The organism is Novosphingobium ginsenosidimutans (assembly GCF_007954425.1).
Taxonomy (GTDB): Bacteria; Pseudomonadota; Alphaproteobacteria; order Sphingomonadales; family Sphingomonadaceae; genus Novosphingobium; species Novosphingobium ginsenosidimutans.
Genome location: NZ_CP042345.1, coordinates 923,392 through 940,401 on the forward strand (window position 1 = coordinate 923,392; position 17,010 = coordinate 940,401).

A 17,010-nucleotide genomic window follows, 5' to 3' on the forward strand; every position below is an offset into this window, starting at 1 on the left:
GGCACAAGTGATGGGTTGCAGCTGGCCGGCAGACTGGGCTTTAATGCTGCGCCGCACCATTAATGGGTGATCAGCAAGGGCGGCGCCGTCAACTCATCGAGGAAGAACCGCGTTACGCCGCCGAACAGGAATTCGCGCAGGCGGCTGTGGCTGTAAGCCCCCATCACTACCAGTTGCGCCTCGATGCGCTGTACTTCGCTGGCGAGCGTCTCTTCCACCGAATTGCCGCAGACCAGTTCCGTAAGTTCGGCCTTGATCCCATGCCGCGCAAGATAGCGCAGCGCGTCAGTCGGCGGGAGGCCCTGCGGCTTTTCAACTGCAACGGTCAGCACGCGCACATCGCTCGCTCCGGCCAGTAGCGGTACGGCAGCCTTCAGGGCACGAGCTGCTTCGGTTCCGCCATCCAGGGCAATGCAAACCCGATCAAGCGGCAGCTTCAGCGAAACGTCGTCGGGCAGGGCCAGGACCGGGCAGGAGGCATTGAGCGCCAGGTCTCCCGCCAGGCCACTGCTGCGCGATACTACCACCAGGTCTGCCAGCTCGCTGCAACGGGCCAAGGCATCAATCTGCGGCAACTCGGACTGGGCAACATCGAAAGGCACATCGTCGCGCGCCAGCCGGTCGCCAAAGGCTGCAGCCAAGGCATCGTCCTCCTTCAATGCGGTCTCTAGCGCCTCCCGGGCCAGGATCGCGCCGCCGTAGGGATCTACCGTCACATATTTGTCGACCGGCGTATCGACCAGCACCGTGACATGCCCATCGTGGGCCCGGGCAAGGTCCATCGCGGTATCCAGCCGCGCGCCCATCCCGGCATCGCGGCCACCTTGAACAAGAATTGAGCGCATAACCCCTCTCCTTTCATGCGCAGAGGTTACGCCTCGCGCGGGGGAGCGTCCATGATCCCGGTCAAATCGCGATACTTGCGCCGCGCGCCCGGTTCGGCCACTGCGAAGCGGTCCGAGGATGAGGGAAAGTGCGAAAATGGCAGGCAGTTTCGAAGCCGTGATCTTTGATTTTGGCGGCGTGATCACCGCCAGCCCGTTCGAAGCCTTCAACCGGCTTGAATCGGAACGCGGCCTGCCGCGCGATTTCGTCCGCACCGTCAACGCCGTCAATCCGGACAGCAACGCCTGGGCCCTGTTCGAGCGCGCCGCGATCAGCGCGGCCGAGTTCAATGAGAAGTTCGCCGCCGAAGCCAAGGCGGCCGGGCATGAGCTGGACGGGGCCTCGGTCCTGGCGGTCCTCTCTGGCTCGATCCGCCCGGCGATGGTCACCGCGCTCGACCGGCTGAAGGACGCCGGTTACCGTCTGGCCTGCATCACCAACAACGTTCCGACCGGTCACGGTGCCGGCATGGCCCGCAGCGGCGACCGTTCCGATGCCTACGAGCAGGTCTTTGCCCGGTTCGAACACGTGATCGAAAGCTCCAAGGCCGGGGTGCGCAAGCCCGATCCGCGGATCTACCAGATGATGTGCGAGCACCTGGGACTGGGTCCGGAAGTCTGCGTCTACCTCGATGACCTGGGGATCAACTGCAAGCCGGCGGCGCAGCTCGGCATGGCCGCGATCAAGGTTGTCAGCGGCGAACAAGCCCTGGCCGATCTCAGCGCGCTGCTGGGGCTGGACCTGGTCGGCTGACCGGTGCATTCCACGCAACCGTAACGGCGCGGCTTGCAATTGCGCCAGTCGCCCATTGGCCGTAGCGGCAACGCGCTTTTTCCAGCGGGGAGCGGGAATGAACAAGCTTTATCCTGATGCGGCGGCTGCGCTTGACGGGCTGCTGAATAACGACCTCCACATTGCCTGCGGCGGCTTTGGCCTGTGCGGCATTCCGGAGCGGCTGCTCGATGCCGTGCGCGACAGCGGTGTTACCGGACTGACCTTCTATTCGAACAACGCCGGGATCGACAACGAAGGGATCGGCAAACTGCTGCGCACGCGGCAGGTGAAGAAGATGGTCTCCAGCTACGTGGGTGAGAACAAGGAATTCGAACGCCAGTACCTGTCGGGCGAGCTGGAGGTCGAGTTCTGCCCGCAGGGTACCCTGGCCGAGCGGATGCGCGCCGGCGGGGCAGGCATTCCCGGCTTTTACACCAAGACCGGTGTCGGCACGCTGGTGGCCGAGGGCAAGGAAGCCAAGGTGTTCGATGGCGAGGAGTACATCCTCGAGCGCGGGATCGTGGCCGACCTCGCCCTGGTCAAGGCGTGGAAGGCTGACACCACCGGCAACGTCGTGTTCCGCAAGACCGCGCGCAACTTCAACGTCCCGGCCGCCACTTGCGGACGTGTCTGCGTGGTCGAGGTGGAAGAGATCGTCCAGCCCGGCGAGCTGGACGCCGATGCGATCCACCTGCCGGGCGTTTATGTCCAGCGGCTGATCGTTGGCAGCCCCTACGACAAAAAGATCGAATTCCGCACCACTCGCACCACGGATGTCGGCTGATGACCAAGCATGATGGATTGGCTCAGGGTTGGAGCCGCGACCAGATGGCCGCCCGCGCCGCGCAGGAGCTGCGCGACGGTTTCTATGTGAACCTTGGCATCGGCATCCCGACGCTGGTGGCGAACCATGTGCCCGCCGGGATCACGGTGACACTACAATCGGAAAACGGGATGCTGGGCATCGGCCCCTTCCCGACCGACGACGAGGTTGACGCCGACCTGATCAACGCCGGCAAGCAGACGATCAGCGAGCTGCCGCATTCGGCCTATTTCGATAGCGCCCAGTCCTTCGCGATGATCCGCGGCGGCAAGATCGACCTGACCGTGCTGGGCGGAATGGAGGTCTCCCAGCAGGGTGACATCGCCAATTGGATGGTGCCCGGTAAGATGATCAAAGGCATGGGCGGGGCGATGGACCTGGTCGCCGGGGTCAAGAAGATCATCGTCGTGATGGAACACTGCGCCAAGGATGGCAGCCCCAAATTCATCCCCGAATGCACCCTGCCGCTGACTGGCCGCAACGTGGTGGACATGGTCATTACCGACCTGTGCGTCTTCCAGCGGCCGGATCACCAGTCACCGTTCAAGCTGATCGAACTGGCCCCGGGCGTGACGGCCGAGGAAGTAGCGGCCAAGACGACCGCGCATTACGAGCCTTAATCGTTCGATTAAGCAGGTATTGCGAGGGACCGTCCGGCGCGTAATGATCGCTCCCGACGAGGGAGAGAATCATGAACAATGCCGTCTGCCGCCTCACCGGGTGCGAATTTCCGCTGTTTGCCTTTAGCCACTGCCGTGATGTGGTAGTGGCAGTCAGCAAGGCTGGCGGGTTCGGTGTGCTGGGCGCGACCCGCTTCACGCCCGAACAGCTTGAGGAAGAGCTGGCCTGGATCGATGCGCATATCGATGGCGCACCCTATGGCGTGGACGTGCTGGTGCCCGAGATCGTCGATCCGCGCGTGGCCGAATTCCAGGATAATGAGCAGCGTGCCGCCGCCATTTCCGAACAGCATCGGCAGTTTACGGTGGAACTACTTGGCCAGTACGGAGTTGATGTCTCTCCGCAGGAAGTGGTCCGTTACGAGGGCCGCGCCGGGATCACCCCAGAGAACGGCTATGCCCAGATGGAAGTCGCCTTCCGCCACCCGATCAAGCTGATTGCCAATGCGCTGGGCATCGCCCCGCCGAAGATGATCGAGGAAGGCAAGAAGCGCGGCGTGCCCGTGGCGGCACTCGTCGGCGCCAAGGAGCACGCACTGCGTCAGGCCGCTGCAGGGGTGGATATCATCGTTGCCCAGGGCACCGAAGCCGGCGGCCATTGCGGCGAGGTTTCGACCCTGGTGTTGATCCCCGAAGTGGTCCGCGCGCTGAAGGGTGCCGGCTATGACATCCCCGTGTTGGCGGCTGGCGGGATCATGACCGGCGCACAAATGGCCGGGATGATGGCGGCCGGCGCGCAGGGCGCCTGGACCGGCTCGGTCTGGCTGGCGACGACCGAGAGCGAGACCAGCGAGGCCTTCCGCGACAAGATGGTCGCCGCGCGCAGCCGCGATACCGTGCGCAGCCGCAGCCGCACCGGCAAACCCGCCCGCCAGCTCAAGACTGCCTGGCACGAAGCCTGGGACGCTCCCGATGGACCTGGCCCGCTGCCGATGCCGCTGATGGGCATGGTTTCCGAACCGGCTTTCCAGCGGATCGAGAAGTCGGTGGTCAACGGCAACGAGGCGGCGCGCGATCTGGTCAGCTACTTCGTCGGCCAGGGCGTGGGTCTGATCGACCAGATCCGCAGCGCCAAGGGCGTGGTCCAGGACTTCCGCGAGGAGTTCGTCGAGGCGATCGGCGAGCTCAACGGCATGCTGGGGTAGATGGGCCTGCGCCAGACCTTTCGGGAGCGCTATCTCGACGTCCTGGCGTCGATCTACCTCTATAACGAGCATCGCGGCTACACCTCGCTAGACCGCGTGCTCGAGGCGGTGCGTGAACGGTGCCCGGAGGAGCCTGCGTTCCAGGCCGAAATCGCCAAGCACCGTGCCGACGAGCGCGCGCATTACCTGATGTTCCGCCGCTGGTTCGAGCGGCAGGGGCGGATGCCCCTGGAGGTCGATTCTGGCGTCGGCCACATCGACCGGTTTATCCAATGGATCTTCCGCTGCGGAATCGAGGACCTCGACACCCACCGCATCGTGACCCAGCCGCAGGAGTTTGAACGCCTGTGCCGGGTCATCATGCTGACCGAACAACGCGGATTTCGGCAGGTCGAAGTCATCCTGAAGAACCGGTTGATCATGTCGGACCCGGTGATGAAGAAGATCTTTGAGATCGTGCACCGCGACGAGCCCGACCATTTCCTGCCCTATCAGCACTGGCTCGAACGCCAGAGCCGCGCCACCGCCCGCTGGAACGAACGGATGGCTGACTGGTGCATCCACAAGGTGCTGATGCTCTACAAGCTGCCGGCGCTGTTTCTCGACACCGGCCGGGCGCGGATGGTGCGCTGGCCGGATGAAGGGGAGACTTCGGCCGCTCCATCGCCCTCGCTGGAACGAGCTGCCCTACTGCCGTCACCCCGGACTTGATCCGGGGTCGAGCTTCCTTCGAAGCCCAGCGCTTCCCCAAATAGCGGGTCCCCGGGTCAAGCCTGGGATGACGGGGTTGTGTGGTGTGCGGCGTGCGGGTTAGGTAGCGACGCATGAGCTACACCCTGATCACCGCCAACCGGAACTATTCCAGCTGGAGCCTGCGCCCCTGGCTGCTGATGAAGGCGCTGGATATTCCCTTCGCTGATCGGTTCGAACCCTTCACCAAGCCCGACAATTACGAGGATTTCCGTCAGTTCTCCCCCACCGGGCAGGTGCCGCTGCTGATCGATGGCGAACGCAAGGTGCCGGATTCGCTCGGCATCACGCTCTACCTCGCGGATCGGCATGAGGGCGTTTGGCCGAGCGATCCCGAGGCGCGGATCTATGCCATGGGCGCCGTCTGCGAGATGCACGGCGGCTTTGGCCACCTGCGCAATGATTGCACCATGAACGTCGGCGTGCGGGTCACGCCCAAGCCGATGAGCGAAGGGCTGAAGCGCAATGTCACGCGCGTGCGCGAGATCTTCGAGCAGGGGCTGGAACGGTTCGGCGGGCCGTGGCTGGCAGGCACGGAATTCACCGCCGTGGACGCCTTCTTCGCCCCGGTCGCCTACCGCATCCGCACTTACGGGCTGAATGTTGGCAAGGGGCAGGCCTGGGTCGATCATGTCCTGGCCCATCCGGCCATGCTCGATTGGGAAGCCCAGGCCCTGGCCGAACACTGGCGCGAGGAAATGCACGAGGCGGAGCTTGCCGCCGCCGGGGTGATTACGGCCGACTATCGCCGGGGCTGAACTGGCCGAGGTACCACTGCAGCGCGGAGTAGTGCGACAGGCCGGGCAGCAGCTCGAGCTGCGCCCCTGCCGGCAGCCGCGCCGCCAGTGCGCGGGCCATTGGCGGTGGCACCCAATTGTCCTGATCCCCCTGCCAGATCGTGACGGGCCGGGTCACCTGATCGAGCGCGCGCCCCCAGTCGCTCACATAGTCGGCGATCTCGGCGCGATAGGCCGAACCGCCGGCCGCGAAGGTCTGGCGCAGGATCGCAGCAAGCAGGGCGCGGAATGCCGGATCGCGGGCCAGCGCGGCGTCGCCGCCGCGGGTATCGGCCAGCAGCGCCTTGACCAGCAGCGCCGGGGCCAGCCGGGCAGCCAGCGCCTGAACCCGGCACACCAGCGCGAAGAGCCCGGGCCGATCGCGGGCCGTGCCAAACAGCGCGCCGCCGGCCATATCGGGCAGGAATTCCCCCAACGATAACGGCGCGGCCGGTGCAATCAGGTCGATCCGCGCAACCTGTTCGCCCAGCAGCGGAGCGAGCCGCAGGGCAGCCGCACCGCCCAGCGAGAAGCCGACCAGATCGACCGGATCATTGCCGGCCCATTGGGCGATCTGCCGCGCCAGGGCGGCCCAGCCATCTGCATTGGCGTTGCGATTGGGCGCTAGGACCAGGTCGGCATCAAGCCACGCGCTGTGTGGTCCCGCCAGCGACAATTCCGCTGCCGAGCCGGGCAGCCCGTGGAGATAGACGGTGCGACGGGTCATCGCCCGCGCCCCTGCTTAGGCTCAGCCCAGCGCGGCCTTGAGGTCGTCAACCAGGTCGGTGCGCTCCCACGGGAAGAAGTCACCCTCAGCCTTGCGGCCGAAGTGGCCATAGGCGGCGGTCGGCTTGTAGATCGGCTTGTTGAGGCCAAGGTGGGTGCGGATCGCGCGCGGGGTCAGGCCGCCCAGCTTGGGCAGGCCAAGGATCGCAGCTTCGATCTTGTCGTCGCCAACCGTCCCGGTCTCATGCGTATCGACGTAGAGCGAGAGCGGTTTCGACACACCGATCGCATAGGCCAACTGGATCGTGCAGCGCGTGGCAAGGCCCGCGGCAACAACGTTCTTGGCGAGGTAGCGGCTGATATAGGCGGCCGAACGGTCAACCTTGGTCGGGTCCTTGCCCGAGAAGGCGCCGCCGCCGTGCGGGGCCGCGCCGCCATAGGTGTCGACGATGATCTTGCGGCCAGTCAGACCGGCATCGCCATCGGGGCCGCCGATCTCAAAGCTGCCGGTCGGGTTGATGAAGTATTCAGTCTCGCGCAGCAGTACCGGCGGGATGACTTCGGCGACGACGCGCTTCACATAGGCGTGGAGTTCGGCTTCCTTTTCGCCCTCGTCATAGCCGGGGGCGTGCTGGGTGCTGACCACCACGGCGGTGGCGGCAACCGGCAGGCTGCCTTCATAGCGCAGCGTGACCTGGCTCTTAGCATCGGGTTCCAGAAACGGGGCCGCGCCCGAGTGGCGATCGGCAGCCATCTTTTCCAGGATCTTGTGGCTGTAATAAAGCGTCGCCGGCATCAGATCGGGGGTTTCGTCGGTCGCGTAGCCGAACATGATGCCCTGGTCGCCGGCGCCTTCGTCCTTGTTGGCATTGGCATCCACGCCCTGGGCGATGTGCGCCGACTGGCCGTGCAGGCGGTTGATGAATTCGAACCGCTCCCAGTGGAAGCCGGACTGGGCGTAGCCGATGTCCTTGACGGTCTTGCGAACAGTCGCCTCGATCTCTTCCTTAGCGCCGGGGGCCCATTCGCCGTCCTCGTAAACGCCCTTGCAGCGGATTTCGCCGGCCAGGACCACCAGCTGGGTGGTGGTCAGCGTTTCGCAGGCGATGCGCGCTTCGGGGTCCTTCGACAGGAACAGGTCGACGATCGAATCCGAGATTTGGTCAGCCACCTTGTCCGGGTGACCTTCGGAAACGCTTTCGGAAGTGAACAGGTAATCGGTGCGCATCACGTCCTCGATATAAAGGATTCTTTATATCCTTCCTCTAGCCGTTGCGGCGGCGACTGGCAACCATTCCTGCGGCAAGAAGAGCTATCGCCCAGAGAAGCGGCAAAACATTGCCCAAGCGTGAAAACAGCGTCGGCGCGAGCGCTGGCGGGATCTGTCCATCAAGCCGCCCCGGCACCAGCCGCGGCACGTGCTGGCGAACCACGCCGTGACCATCGATTACCGCGGAGATCCCAGTGGTGGTGGAGCGCAGCACCGGCAGCCCCTCTTCGATCGCGCGCAGGCGCGCCTGGGCAAGGTGCTGCGGCGGGCCCCAGGCACCGAACCAGCCGTCGTTTGAGGGGTTGAACAGAAAGTCCGGACGGCGATCCGGATCGACCACCTGGCCAGAAAAGATGATCTCATAGCAGATCTGCACGCCAGCCTTGCCGAAGCGCCCGAGGTCCAGCGTTCGCGGCCCCGGTCCGGGCCAGAAGTCGATCCCGCCCGGCACGAGCCGCTCCACGCCCAGCGGTTCAAGCAGCCAGCGCAGCGCGAGATATTCACCGTAAGGAACAAGATGAGCTTTTGCGTAGGACCCGCGGATCGTGCCGCTGCCATCCAGTGCGGTGACGGAATTGCGCGCCCCGATCGCGCGGTCGCGGTCAATTTCTAGATCGACGGTGCCAGTCAGCAGCAGGGCTTCTGGACCGATTGCCATTCCCAGGCGCCGCCGCGCAAGGGCAGGATCGGCTCCGTAGGTATCGAGGTAATACCGCTCCGGATAACCATCGCGCAGATAGTCCGGCACGCCGCTCTCCGGCCAAAGGACGAGCCGCTCACCCTGTCCCTTCGAGAGCGCTGCAAGGCGTTGGTACTGCGCTTCGAACCAAGCCGGATCGTTGAGGATCTCCTGCCGGATATCCGGCTGGACCAGGGTATAGGCGCGGCCACTGCTCACAGGGCTTGGTACAGGCGCCGGCAGCAGCATCAGACCGACCGGCAACAGCACCAGCGCGGCACCGCGCCAATCGCGCTGGCCTCGCTTTACGGCAACTAGCCAGGCTCCTGCCAGCAGCGCGATGAGACCAGACAGGCCATAGGTTCCCAGCCAAGGCAACACGGCGGCCAAACCGGGACGCGCAAAACCGCCCAGCGCCACGGCCCCCAGCGGGTTCCAGGCAAAGCCCGTGAACACCCAACTCCGCAGCCACTCACTAACGATCCAGCAACCGGCAAAGGCAGCCACGAGCGCGCCGTAGTTGCGCCGGCCGATCAGCCATGCCGCTGCCGCCGCGAGGGCCGGATAGACCGCGAGATAGAGCGACAGCAGCACCACGGCGACCCAGCCGAGCCAGGCGGGCATATTGGCCTGGTAGGTAAAGGCAGTCGCGATCCAGTTGTTGCCAAGGGTGAAGTGACCGACACCGAAGCACCAGCCGAGCAGCGCCGCCTGGCGAAAGGAAGATGCGCGGACCGTAAACTCGATCAGCGCGGCCACAGCCAGCAGCGTCAGCGGCCACCAGCCCAGCGGCGCAAAGCCGGTCGCGGCCAGCGCCCCCAAGACCAGCACGGTCTTGCGCGGGTGTTTCAGAACAAGGTCCAGCCAGCGGTGCAAGCTAGAACCTGTGCTCAATTACTTCGCGGATTCGAGCGTTTCGTCGGCCCCGTCGGTCGCCGGCTTGCGGCGCAGCGGCTTGCGGCGCGGCTTCGCTTCCGCCTCCGGAGCTTCGTCAGCTGCGGGTGCTTCCTCGCGGGTGCCGATGGCCGGGGGCAGCAGCGACGGGTCGAGGCCCGCCGCTTCGCCATCGCCATCGCGCTCTTCACGGCGCGGACGACGGTCATCGCGGCGCGGACGCAGACCGCGATTTCCGCGTTCGCTTCGTTCACCACGGTCCTCACGGCCGCCGCGTACGAATGGATTTTCGGCCGGCTCGTAGGGATTGCCGGCTGAGCGTTCTTCGCCGCCATCCTCGTCGCTGCGCGGCGCTTCTTCCTCGCGCTCTTCGCGGCGCGGGCGATCCTCGCGTTCGCGGCGAGTGTAGACCGGCTGGTCGAAGCTCGGGAAATCGCTGTCGGCGCTGAAATCGCCGGCGTCGTCCTGCTCCTCGCGCTCGCCCTCGGCGCCTTCCTGCCAACGCTCGTCGCGCGGGCGGCGCTGCTCTTCCTGGCGCTGGCGCTGGTCGGCAATGACGCGGAAATAGTGGTCGGCGAACTGCAGGTAATATTCGGCCTGCACGCGGTCGCCGTTCATGTGGGCGTCCTGGGCGAGCTTGCGATACTTTTCGAGCAGCTGCGGCGCATTGCCCCGGGCCCGGCTGTCGATCCGGTTGAGCTGCTGACCGCCACCACCACCGCCCTGACGATTGCCACGGCCGCGCCGACGATTGTTGTTACCACGGTTATTGTTGTTCAAGGGTTTCAATTCCCTGCTTCAGCGGCTGTGGGGCCGCGCGACCCGTAACCCCCGGTGGCAACCATCGCGCGCCGGGGCCCGACATCTGCTGTTTAAACCAGCCGGTCAGGGCCAGAATCGGTGCAAATGCTGGAGTGAACCGTGGGGACGCCTGTTCGCGTACCAGCCTCGGCCTGCATCCAGACTTACGCGCTCGGCCCACCAAAGCCAAGCGCTTTCTTGAATTCCAGCACGCGCGGACGCTCGCCGAGGTCTTTATGCAACAGTGCAGAAAGCCCAGCCGCCGCACCGATTGCCGTCACGGCATCGGTCTGAGTGGACCCGATCTCGACCAGGGCAACCCCTTGTTCGCCCAGCAAGGGCGGGAGCTGGGGCACCAAAACGCGATAGTCGTCGAGCCCGTCCGGTCCTGCAAACAGGGCACCAGCAGGCTCGTGATCGCGCACGGTCGGATCGAGCGCGGCATCTTCCTCAACATAGGGCGGATTGGCCAGGATCAGGTCAAAGGGCCCGCCCAGGTTGTCGCTCCACCCTGGCTCGTGCCAGTCGGCGCGAATCATCCGGGCGCGTTCGCCCAGCCCCAGCCGGGTGGCATTGGCCCGCGCCACCGCGACGGCCGGCTCGGACCGGTCGATCCCGATCCCGCGGGCCTGTGGCAGTTCGTTGAGCACGGCCAACAGCAGCGCTCCTGAACCGGTCCCGCAATCGAGCACCCGCGCTGCTTGCGGCACCGCCGCCAGTGCCGCTTCGACCAGCGTTTCACTATCCCCGCGCGGGATCAGCACGTCGCGCGTAACCATGAAGGGCAGGCCGAAAAACTCCTGGTGGCCGCGAATATAGGCAACCGGCTCATGCGCTGCACGGCGCGCGACCAGTTCGGCAAAGCCTGCCGGTTCGGGCTCGCGCATATGGCGCAGGAACAGGTCGGAGCGGCGCACGCCTAGCGCTTCGGCCATCAGCAGCTCGGCATCAAGCCGGGCCGAATCGGTGCGCGAACCTAGCAGTTCAGTCGCAGCGCGGATTGCTTCGGCAACGGTGCGCGCGGCGGTCACTCGCCCAGCGCCGCCAGCCGCTTGGCCTGGTCCTCAGCAATCAGCGCATCGACCAGTTCGGTGAGACCCGGCCCTTCAAGCACTTCGGGCAGGCGGTGCAGCGTCAGGTTGATGCGGTGGTCGGTGACCCGGCCTTGCGGGAAGTTGTAGGTGCGGATTCGTTCGGAGCGGTCGCCCGATCCGACCATCGCCTTGCGCGCGGCGGCTTCCTCGCCCTGTACGGCGTCACGCTGGGCCTCGAACAGGCGGGCGCGCAGCACCTGCATCGCCTTTTCCTTGTTCTTGTGCTGGCTGCGGCCGTCCTGGCAGGTCACCACCGTATTGGTCGGCAGGTGGGTGATGCGCACGGCGGAATCGGTGGTGTTGACGTGCTGCCCGCCGGCGCCTGAGGCGCGGTAGACATCGATCTTGAGGTCCTTGTCCTCGATCTGGACGTCAACCTCGTCCGGCTCGGGCAGGACGGCGACAGTCGCGGCCGAGGTGTGGATCCGCCCGCCGCTTTCGGTCACCGGCACGCGCTGAACGCGGTGCACGCCGCTTTCGAACTTCAGCTTGGCGAAGACGCCATTACCGGTGACCTGCGCCACCACTTCCTTGAACCCGCCGACTTCGGACGGGCTCATGCTGACCGGCTCGATCCGCCAGCCCTGTTCGGCGGCGAAACGCTCGTACATCCGGTAGAGATCGCCTGCGAACAGCGCCGCCTCGTCGCCCCCGGTTCCGGCGCGTATTTCGAGCATGGCCGAGCGGCTGTCGGCCGAATCGCGTGGCAGCATGGCGATCGACAGGCGATGTTCGGCCTCGGGCAGCTCGCTTTTGAGGCGCTCGATTTCCTCTTCGGCCAGCTCGCGCATTTCGGGATCGTCAAGCTCGGCCAGGCTGGCCAGCTCGGCGCGCATCGCCATGACTTCCTCGGCCAGCTTTGCGACCGGTTCCAGCTCGGAAAAGTCGCGGCTGGCAGCGACGAAGTCCTTGCCCTCCAGCTGGCCCGAAGCCAGCCGCGCCTCAAGTTCGGCGAAGCGGGCGGAAATCTGGCGGAGACGGGCGTCTGGTATGGGCACAGTCTTGATAAACTCATCTGGTCAGCCCGGACTTGTTCCGGGCCAGTGCTTTTATTCCTCGCGGCCCAAAAGAGAAGCACCGCCCCGGAACAAGTCCGGGGTGACTGCTAAAGGGTGAGCAGCGTGTGGATCAACCTTGTACGGTCATCATCGGTGTTCCCACCGCGAACGTTGACCCACCGCGCCCCATCGCGCTGCGAAATCGTCGCAATGCGGTGCGCGCCCAGCTTGGCAGCCTTGTCGAACCGCTTTTTTGGCGATCCGGAGGCGACCAAGTCAGCCGACACTCCGGCGCGGCGCAGGTTGGCCAGGCACGCGTTGGCAAAGTCGAGATAATCGTCATGCTCGAGGACTAGAGCCACTTCCGGCACTTCGGGCGCTGCATCCCCCACCAGCATCGCCAGCCGCTCGACCCCCGCCGCCCAGCCAACCGCCGGGGTATGCGCGCCGCCCAGGCTTTCCATCAGCCCGTCATAGCGCCCGCCGCCCAACACGGTGCCTTGCGCGCCAAGCCGGTCGGTGACGAATTCGAACGCGGTGTGGCGGTAGTAGTCGAGGCCGCGGACCAGCGCCGGGGCGCGGGTCCAGGCGACGCCGGCGGCGTCGAGGCCGCTCGTGACCTTGGCGAAGAAGTCCTGCGCTTCATCGCTCAGGAAATCGTCGATCTTGGGTGCGGCTTCGGTGAAGGCCTTGTCGCGCGGGTCCTTGCTGTCAAGGATGCGCAGCGGGTTGCGTTCCAGCCGGTCTTGCGAATCTTCGGACAGTTCACCCTTCACCGCGCGGAAGTATTCGACCAGCGCGGCGCGCCAGGCCTCGCGGCTGGCGCCGTCACCCAGCGTGTTAAGCATCAGCGTCACGCCGTCCGCGATGCCCAGTTCCTTGAGCAATTGATCGGCCATAACCAGCAGCTCGACATCCGCCTGCGGCTCACCCGCACCGATGATCTCGGCGTCGAGCTGGTGAAACTGGCGGTAGCGGCCCTTCTGCGGGCGCTCGTAGCGGAACAGCGGGCCGTGCGTCGCCAGCTTGACCGGCGCATATTGCTGCCAGCCATTGGTCAGATAGGCGCGGCAGATGCCGGCGGTGAATTCGGGCCGCAGGGTCAGCGAATCCCCGCCGCGATCTTCGAACGAGTACATTTCCTTGGAAACGACATCGGTGGTCTCGCCAATGCTGCGGCTGAACACTTCGGTCTTCTCGAACACGGGCATTTCGACCCGCCGGAAGCGGTAGAGCTTGCGGATCCGCTCGAAGGTTTCGACCACGTGGGCAAAAGCCTCGGCCTCTGCGCCAAAGATGTCCTGGGTGCCGCGAATTGCCTGTGGGATTTTGCTCGGGGTGCTCATGGCGCTGGCCCCTACCTTGTTTGCGCTTCGTCGAAAAGCCGTGGTTGAGGATTGCCCTCGCCCGCGCGCACCGCCAAGGACGGCGCCCATGAAGCGTCGCACACTTCCCTTCCTCGCCACGCTGGGGCTCGCGCTGGCCGCCCCGGCCCTGTCCGCCACCCATTCAGCCCCCACGGCCGTACCGCTGTCGCAGCAGGTCCCCGATGCCGCCGACGTCCCCTATCCGGGCGGAACGATGGTGCTCGACATCGACGCGACCGATACGCTGCGCGGGGTCTATCGGGTCACCCAGACCATTCCGGTCGCTCCAGGCACCCAGCGCCTGACCTTGCTGTTCCCACAGTGGCTGCCTGGAAACCACGGCCCGCGCGGGCCGCTGGCCGAGCTGGTCGACGTGACATTTACCTCCGGTGGCCAGGTGCTGCGCTGGAAGCGTGATCCGATCGAGGTCAACGCCTTCCATGTCGAGATCCCGGCCGGGGCCAAGGATGTCGTCGCCAAATTCATCCACACCAGCCCGCTGCAATCGAGCGAAGGCCGGATCACCATGACGCAGGAAATGCTCAACCTGCAGTGGGAGAAGATGAGCCTTTATCCCGCCGGGCATTACGTCCGCCAGATCAAGGTTCGCCCCAGCGTGACCGTGCCGGCCGGCTGGACCGTTGCCGGTGCGCTCGATGGCCTGAAGCGCGAAGGCAATCGCTGGACCTGGGGTGAGCACACTTACGAGGTGCTGGTCGATTCGCCGCTGTTCGCCGGCAAGCACTTTGCCAAGTGGAACCTCGGCCAAAACGTCACGCTCAATGTCGTGGCCGACAAGGCCGAGCAGCTCGCCGCCAAGCCGGAGCAGATCGAACTGCACCGCAATCTCGTGACCGAGGCACGGCTGGCCTTTGGTGCCAACCACTTCGATCGCTACGAATTCCTCCTTGCCCTGACCGACCGGATGGGCGGCATCGGGCTGGAGCATCACCGCTCGAGCGAGAACCAGCTTGAGCCTGGGGCCTTTACCGAGTGGGACAAGTACGAGTTCGATCGCAACCTGCTGCCCCACGAATACTCGCACTCCTGGTCGGGCAAGTTCCGCCGTCCGGCGCGGCTATGGACCCCCGACTATCGCCAGCCGATGCAGGGCGACATGCTGTGGACCTATGAAGGGCAGGACCAGTTCTGGGGCACGGTCCTGGCCGCGCGTTCTGGCCTCCAGGGCAAGGACACGGTGCTGGGGATGCTGGCGACCTGGGCCGGCAACTTTGCCGAGCAACCGGGCCGCCGCTGGCGTTCGGTCGAGGATACGGGCAGCGATCCGGTCTTCGCCGCGCGCAAGCCCAAGCCCTTTGCCAGCCTGTCGCGCAGCGAGGACTATTACACCGAAGGCGCGCTGATCTGGCTGGAGATCGACCAGATCATTCGCCAGGGCACCGGCGGCAAGAAGTCGATCGACGATTTTGCCAAGCTGTTTTTCGGGATGCGCGATGGCGACTGGGGGCAAATCGCATTCGAAAACGATGAGATCATTGCCAAGCTGAACCAGGTCTATCCCTATGACTGGGCCAAGCTGATCGACCAGCGGATCAACACGCCCGGCCAGCCCGCCCCGCTGAAGGGCATCGAGTTGGGCGGCTACAAACTGGTCTGGAAGGAGGAACCCAACCCCTTCTTCAAGGCGGCGATGGCCGATGCCAAGACGCTCAACCTGACCCATTCGATCGGCCTGACGATCGACAAGGATGCCAAGGTTACTGCGACCCAGTGGGATGGCCCCGCCTTCAAGGCCGGGATCGTTTCGGGCGCGACGGTGCTGGCGGTGAACGGGATCGGCTACACCCAGGATGAGCTCAAGAGCGCGATTACCGCTGCCAAGACCGGCGCGCCGCTGGAACTGCTGACCAAGCGCGGTGACCGCTTCATCACTTACAAGATCGACTACCAGGGCGGGCTGCGCTGGCCCTGGCTGGAGCGTGCTGCACCGGGAAGCGCGCCGACCGGGCTGGACCTGCTCTTGACGCCGAAGCGGCCGCAGCCGAAGGTCGCTGTCAAGGCGAAACCAAAGGGCAAATAGCATGACCGGGCCAGCCAAGACCCTCGGCAATCGGCTGGCCCCGCCCCGCTTCATCGCCTTTGCCCTGCTGCTGCCGGTGGGCGCAGGGCTGTGGGCCTGGCTCAATCCGGTCGCTCCCTGGCAAGATGCCCTGGCGATGGGGTTTGACCTGGCCGCCGCGGTCTTCCTGCTTTCACTCCTACCGCTGCTGCGCCACTTCCCCGTGGCCGAAATGCGCCGTCATGCTGACGAGAATGACGCTAATCGCACGCTGATCGTGGTGGTCTCCACCCTGCTGGCGCTGGTGGTGATGGCCGCCATCTCGGGCGAATTGGCGGCGGCGAGTGCGGGTGACGGGCTGGCGATGGGCAAGCTGCTGGTCACGCTGGTACTGGCCTGGCTCTTTGCCAATTCGGTTTACGCCTTGCACTATGCCCATAGCTATTATTTCGGCAGCGAGGCGAAGGGCGATCATCGCGGCGGGATCGAGTTTCCGGGCACGCCCAACCCCGATTACAGCGATTTTGCCTATTTCGCCTTTACCGTGGGGATGACCTTCCAGACCTCGGACGTCCAGATCACCGCGCCGGCGGTCCGCCGATTGGTGCTGGTGCAAAGTCTGGCCTCGTTCGTGTTCAACATCGGCGTCATCGCCTTTACCATCAACGCGCTGGGCTGATTTTCCGCCCGTTCCGGCGCTGGCCCCTGTTGCAGTGCAGCAAGGCCGCGTCTAAGGGCGCGGCCATGCGTATCGATCTCATCCCCGCCGGCGACAATCCGCCCCACGAAGTCAACGTGCTGATCGAAGTGCCGATCGGCGGCGAACCCGTGAAGTATGAATTCGACAAGGCCAGCGGCGCGCTGTTTGTTGATCGCATCCTGCACACGCCGATGCGCTATCCGGCCAACTACGGCTTTATCCCGCATACGCTGGGCGAAGACGGCGATCCGCTTGATGCCCTGGTCATTGCCCGCTCGCCGATCCTGGCCGGCGCAGTGATCAAGGCGCGCCCGGTCGGCGTGCTGCTGATGGAAGATGACAAGGGCGGCGATGAGAAGCTGGTCTGCGTGCCGCTCGATTCGACATTTCCCTATTATCGGGAAGTTTCGGGCCACGATGACCTGCCGCCGATCGTGACCCAGCAGATCGAGCACTTCTTCCAGCATTACAAGGATCTGGAGCCCGGCAAGTGGGTCAAGATCAAGGGCTGGGGCGATGTCGACAAGGCCAAGCAGCTGATCGTCGAAGCGCTCGAGCGCGCGGTCGGCACCAAGTACGCCTAGGGCCTAGGCCAAAGGCCGGTTGCGCGGTCCCCCTGCGCCGCTAC

General features: G+C 65.2%; 17 protein-coding genes. 9 read left to right on the forward strand and 8 right to left on the reverse strand.

Annotation, left to right across the window (positions count from 1 at the left end):
- Nucleotides 1–59: 59 nt before the first annotated feature.
- Nucleotides 60–845 (reverse strand): universal stress protein, encoded by a 786-nt coding sequence (locus FRF71_RS04645; RefSeq protein ID WP_147089458.1) that lies wholly within the window; start codon nt 843–845, stop codon nt 60–62.
- A gap of 136 nt (nt 846–981) precedes the next feature.
- Here FRF71_RS04645 and FRF71_RS04650 point away from each other — a divergent pair, with 136 nt between their 5' ends.
- The 6 genes from FRF71_RS04650 to FRF71_RS04675 all read left to right on the forward strand — a co-directional run bounded on the left by FRF71_RS04650 (nt 982) and on the right by FRF71_RS04675 (nt 5,815).
- Entirely contained in the window at nt 982–1,638 is a 657-nt protein-coding gene (locus FRF71_RS04650) for an HAD-IA family hydrolase (RefSeq protein ID WP_147089459.1), read from the forward strand.
- A gap of 97 nt (nt 1,639–1,735) precedes the next feature.
- Entirely contained in the window at nt 1,736–2,443 is a 708-nt protein-coding gene (locus tag FRF71_RS04655; protein WP_147089460.1) for a CoA transferase subunit A, read from the forward strand.
- Nucleotides 2,443–3,102, forward strand: a complete 660-nt coding sequence (locus FRF71_RS04660; protein WP_147089461.1) for a CoA transferase subunit B — start codon at nt 2,443–2,445, stop codon at nt 3,100–3,102. The genes FRF71_RS04655 and FRF71_RS04660 overlap by 1 nt, the downstream gene beginning before the upstream one ends.
- A 71-nt stretch (nt 3,103–3,173) precedes the next feature.
- Complete coding sequence (locus FRF71_RS04665; protein WP_147089462.1) at nt 3,174–4,307, forward strand: NAD(P)H-dependent flavin oxidoreductase; 1,134 nt, start codon at nt 3,174–3,176, stop codon at nt 4,305–4,307.
- The gene (locus FRF71_RS04670; protein WP_147089463.1) at nt 4,308–5,018 is read left to right on the forward strand and encodes a ferritin-like domain-containing protein; all 711 of its coding nucleotides are present in this window, start codon (nt 4,308–4,310) and stop codon (nt 5,016–5,018) included.
- 113 nt (nt 5,019–5,131) lie between these two features.
- Nucleotides 5,132–5,815, forward strand: coding sequence for a glutathione S-transferase family protein (locus FRF71_RS04675; protein ID WP_147089464.1), 684 nt, complete (start codon nt 5,132–5,134; stop codon nt 5,813–5,815).
- Here the strand turns inward: FRF71_RS04675 and FRF71_RS04680 are convergent.
- From FRF71_RS04680 to hisS, 7 genes are all read right to left on the reverse strand, one after another.
- A complete protein-coding gene (locus FRF71_RS04680; RefSeq protein ID WP_147089465.1) occupies nt 5,790–6,560 on the reverse strand; it encodes an alpha/beta fold hydrolase in 771 nt (256 codons plus the stop codon). The genes FRF71_RS04675 and FRF71_RS04680 overlap by 26 nt on opposite strands.
- Nucleotides 6,561–6,581: 21 nt before the next feature.
- Nucleotides 6,582–7,787, reverse strand: coding sequence for a methionine adenosyltransferase (gene metK / locus FRF71_RS04685; protein ID WP_147089466.1), 1,206 nt, complete (start codon nt 7,785–7,787; stop codon nt 6,582–6,584).
- Between the two features lie 37 nt (nt 7,788–7,824).
- Complete coding sequence (lnt, locus tag FRF71_RS04690; RefSeq protein WP_147089467.1) at nt 7,825–9,384, reverse strand: apolipoprotein N-acyltransferase; 1,560 nt, start codon at nt 9,382–9,384, stop codon at nt 7,825–7,827.
- Between the two features lie 18 nt (nt 9,385–9,402).
- Nucleotides 9,403–10,182 (reverse strand): DUF4167 domain-containing protein, encoded by a 780-nt coding sequence (locus FRF71_RS04695; RefSeq protein ID WP_147089468.1) that lies wholly within the window; start codon nt 10,180–10,182, stop codon nt 9,403–9,405.
- Between the two features lie 185 nt (nt 10,183–10,367).
- Entirely contained in the window at nt 10,368–11,234 is an 867-nt protein-coding gene (prmC, locus tag FRF71_RS04700) for a peptide chain release factor N(5)-glutamine methyltransferase (protein ID WP_147089469.1), read from the reverse strand.
- The gene (gene prfA / locus FRF71_RS04705) at nt 11,231–12,295 is read right to left on the reverse strand and encodes a peptide chain release factor 1 (RefSeq protein ID WP_147089470.1); all 1,065 of its coding nucleotides are present in this window, start codon (nt 12,293–12,295) and stop codon (nt 11,231–11,233) included. The genes prmC and prfA overlap by 4 nt, the downstream gene beginning before the upstream one ends.
- A gap of 107 nt (nt 12,296–12,402) precedes the next feature.
- Nucleotides 12,403–13,641, reverse strand: a complete 1,239-nt coding sequence (gene hisS / locus FRF71_RS04710; RefSeq protein WP_147089471.1) for a histidine--tRNA ligase — start codon at nt 13,639–13,641, stop codon at nt 12,403–12,405.
- 88 nt (nt 13,642–13,729) lie between these two features.
- Here hisS and FRF71_RS04715 point away from each other — a divergent pair, with 88 nt between their 5' ends.
- From FRF71_RS04715 to ppa, 3 genes are all read left to right on the forward strand, one after another.
- The gene (locus FRF71_RS04715; RefSeq protein ID WP_147089472.1) at nt 13,730–15,703 is read left to right on the forward strand and encodes a M61 family metallopeptidase; all 1,974 of its coding nucleotides are present in this window, start codon (nt 13,730–13,732) and stop codon (nt 15,701–15,703) included.
- 1 nt (nt 15,704) lies between these two features.
- A complete protein-coding gene (locus FRF71_RS04720; protein WP_147089473.1) occupies nt 15,705–16,361 on the forward strand; it encodes a DUF1345 domain-containing protein in 657 nt (218 codons plus the stop codon).
- A gap of 65 nt (nt 16,362–16,426) precedes the next feature.
- Entirely contained in the window at nt 16,427–16,966 is a 540-nt protein-coding gene (gene ppa / locus FRF71_RS04725; RefSeq protein WP_147089474.1) for an inorganic diphosphatase, read from the forward strand.
- Nucleotides 16,967–17,010: the final 44 nt, after the last annotated feature.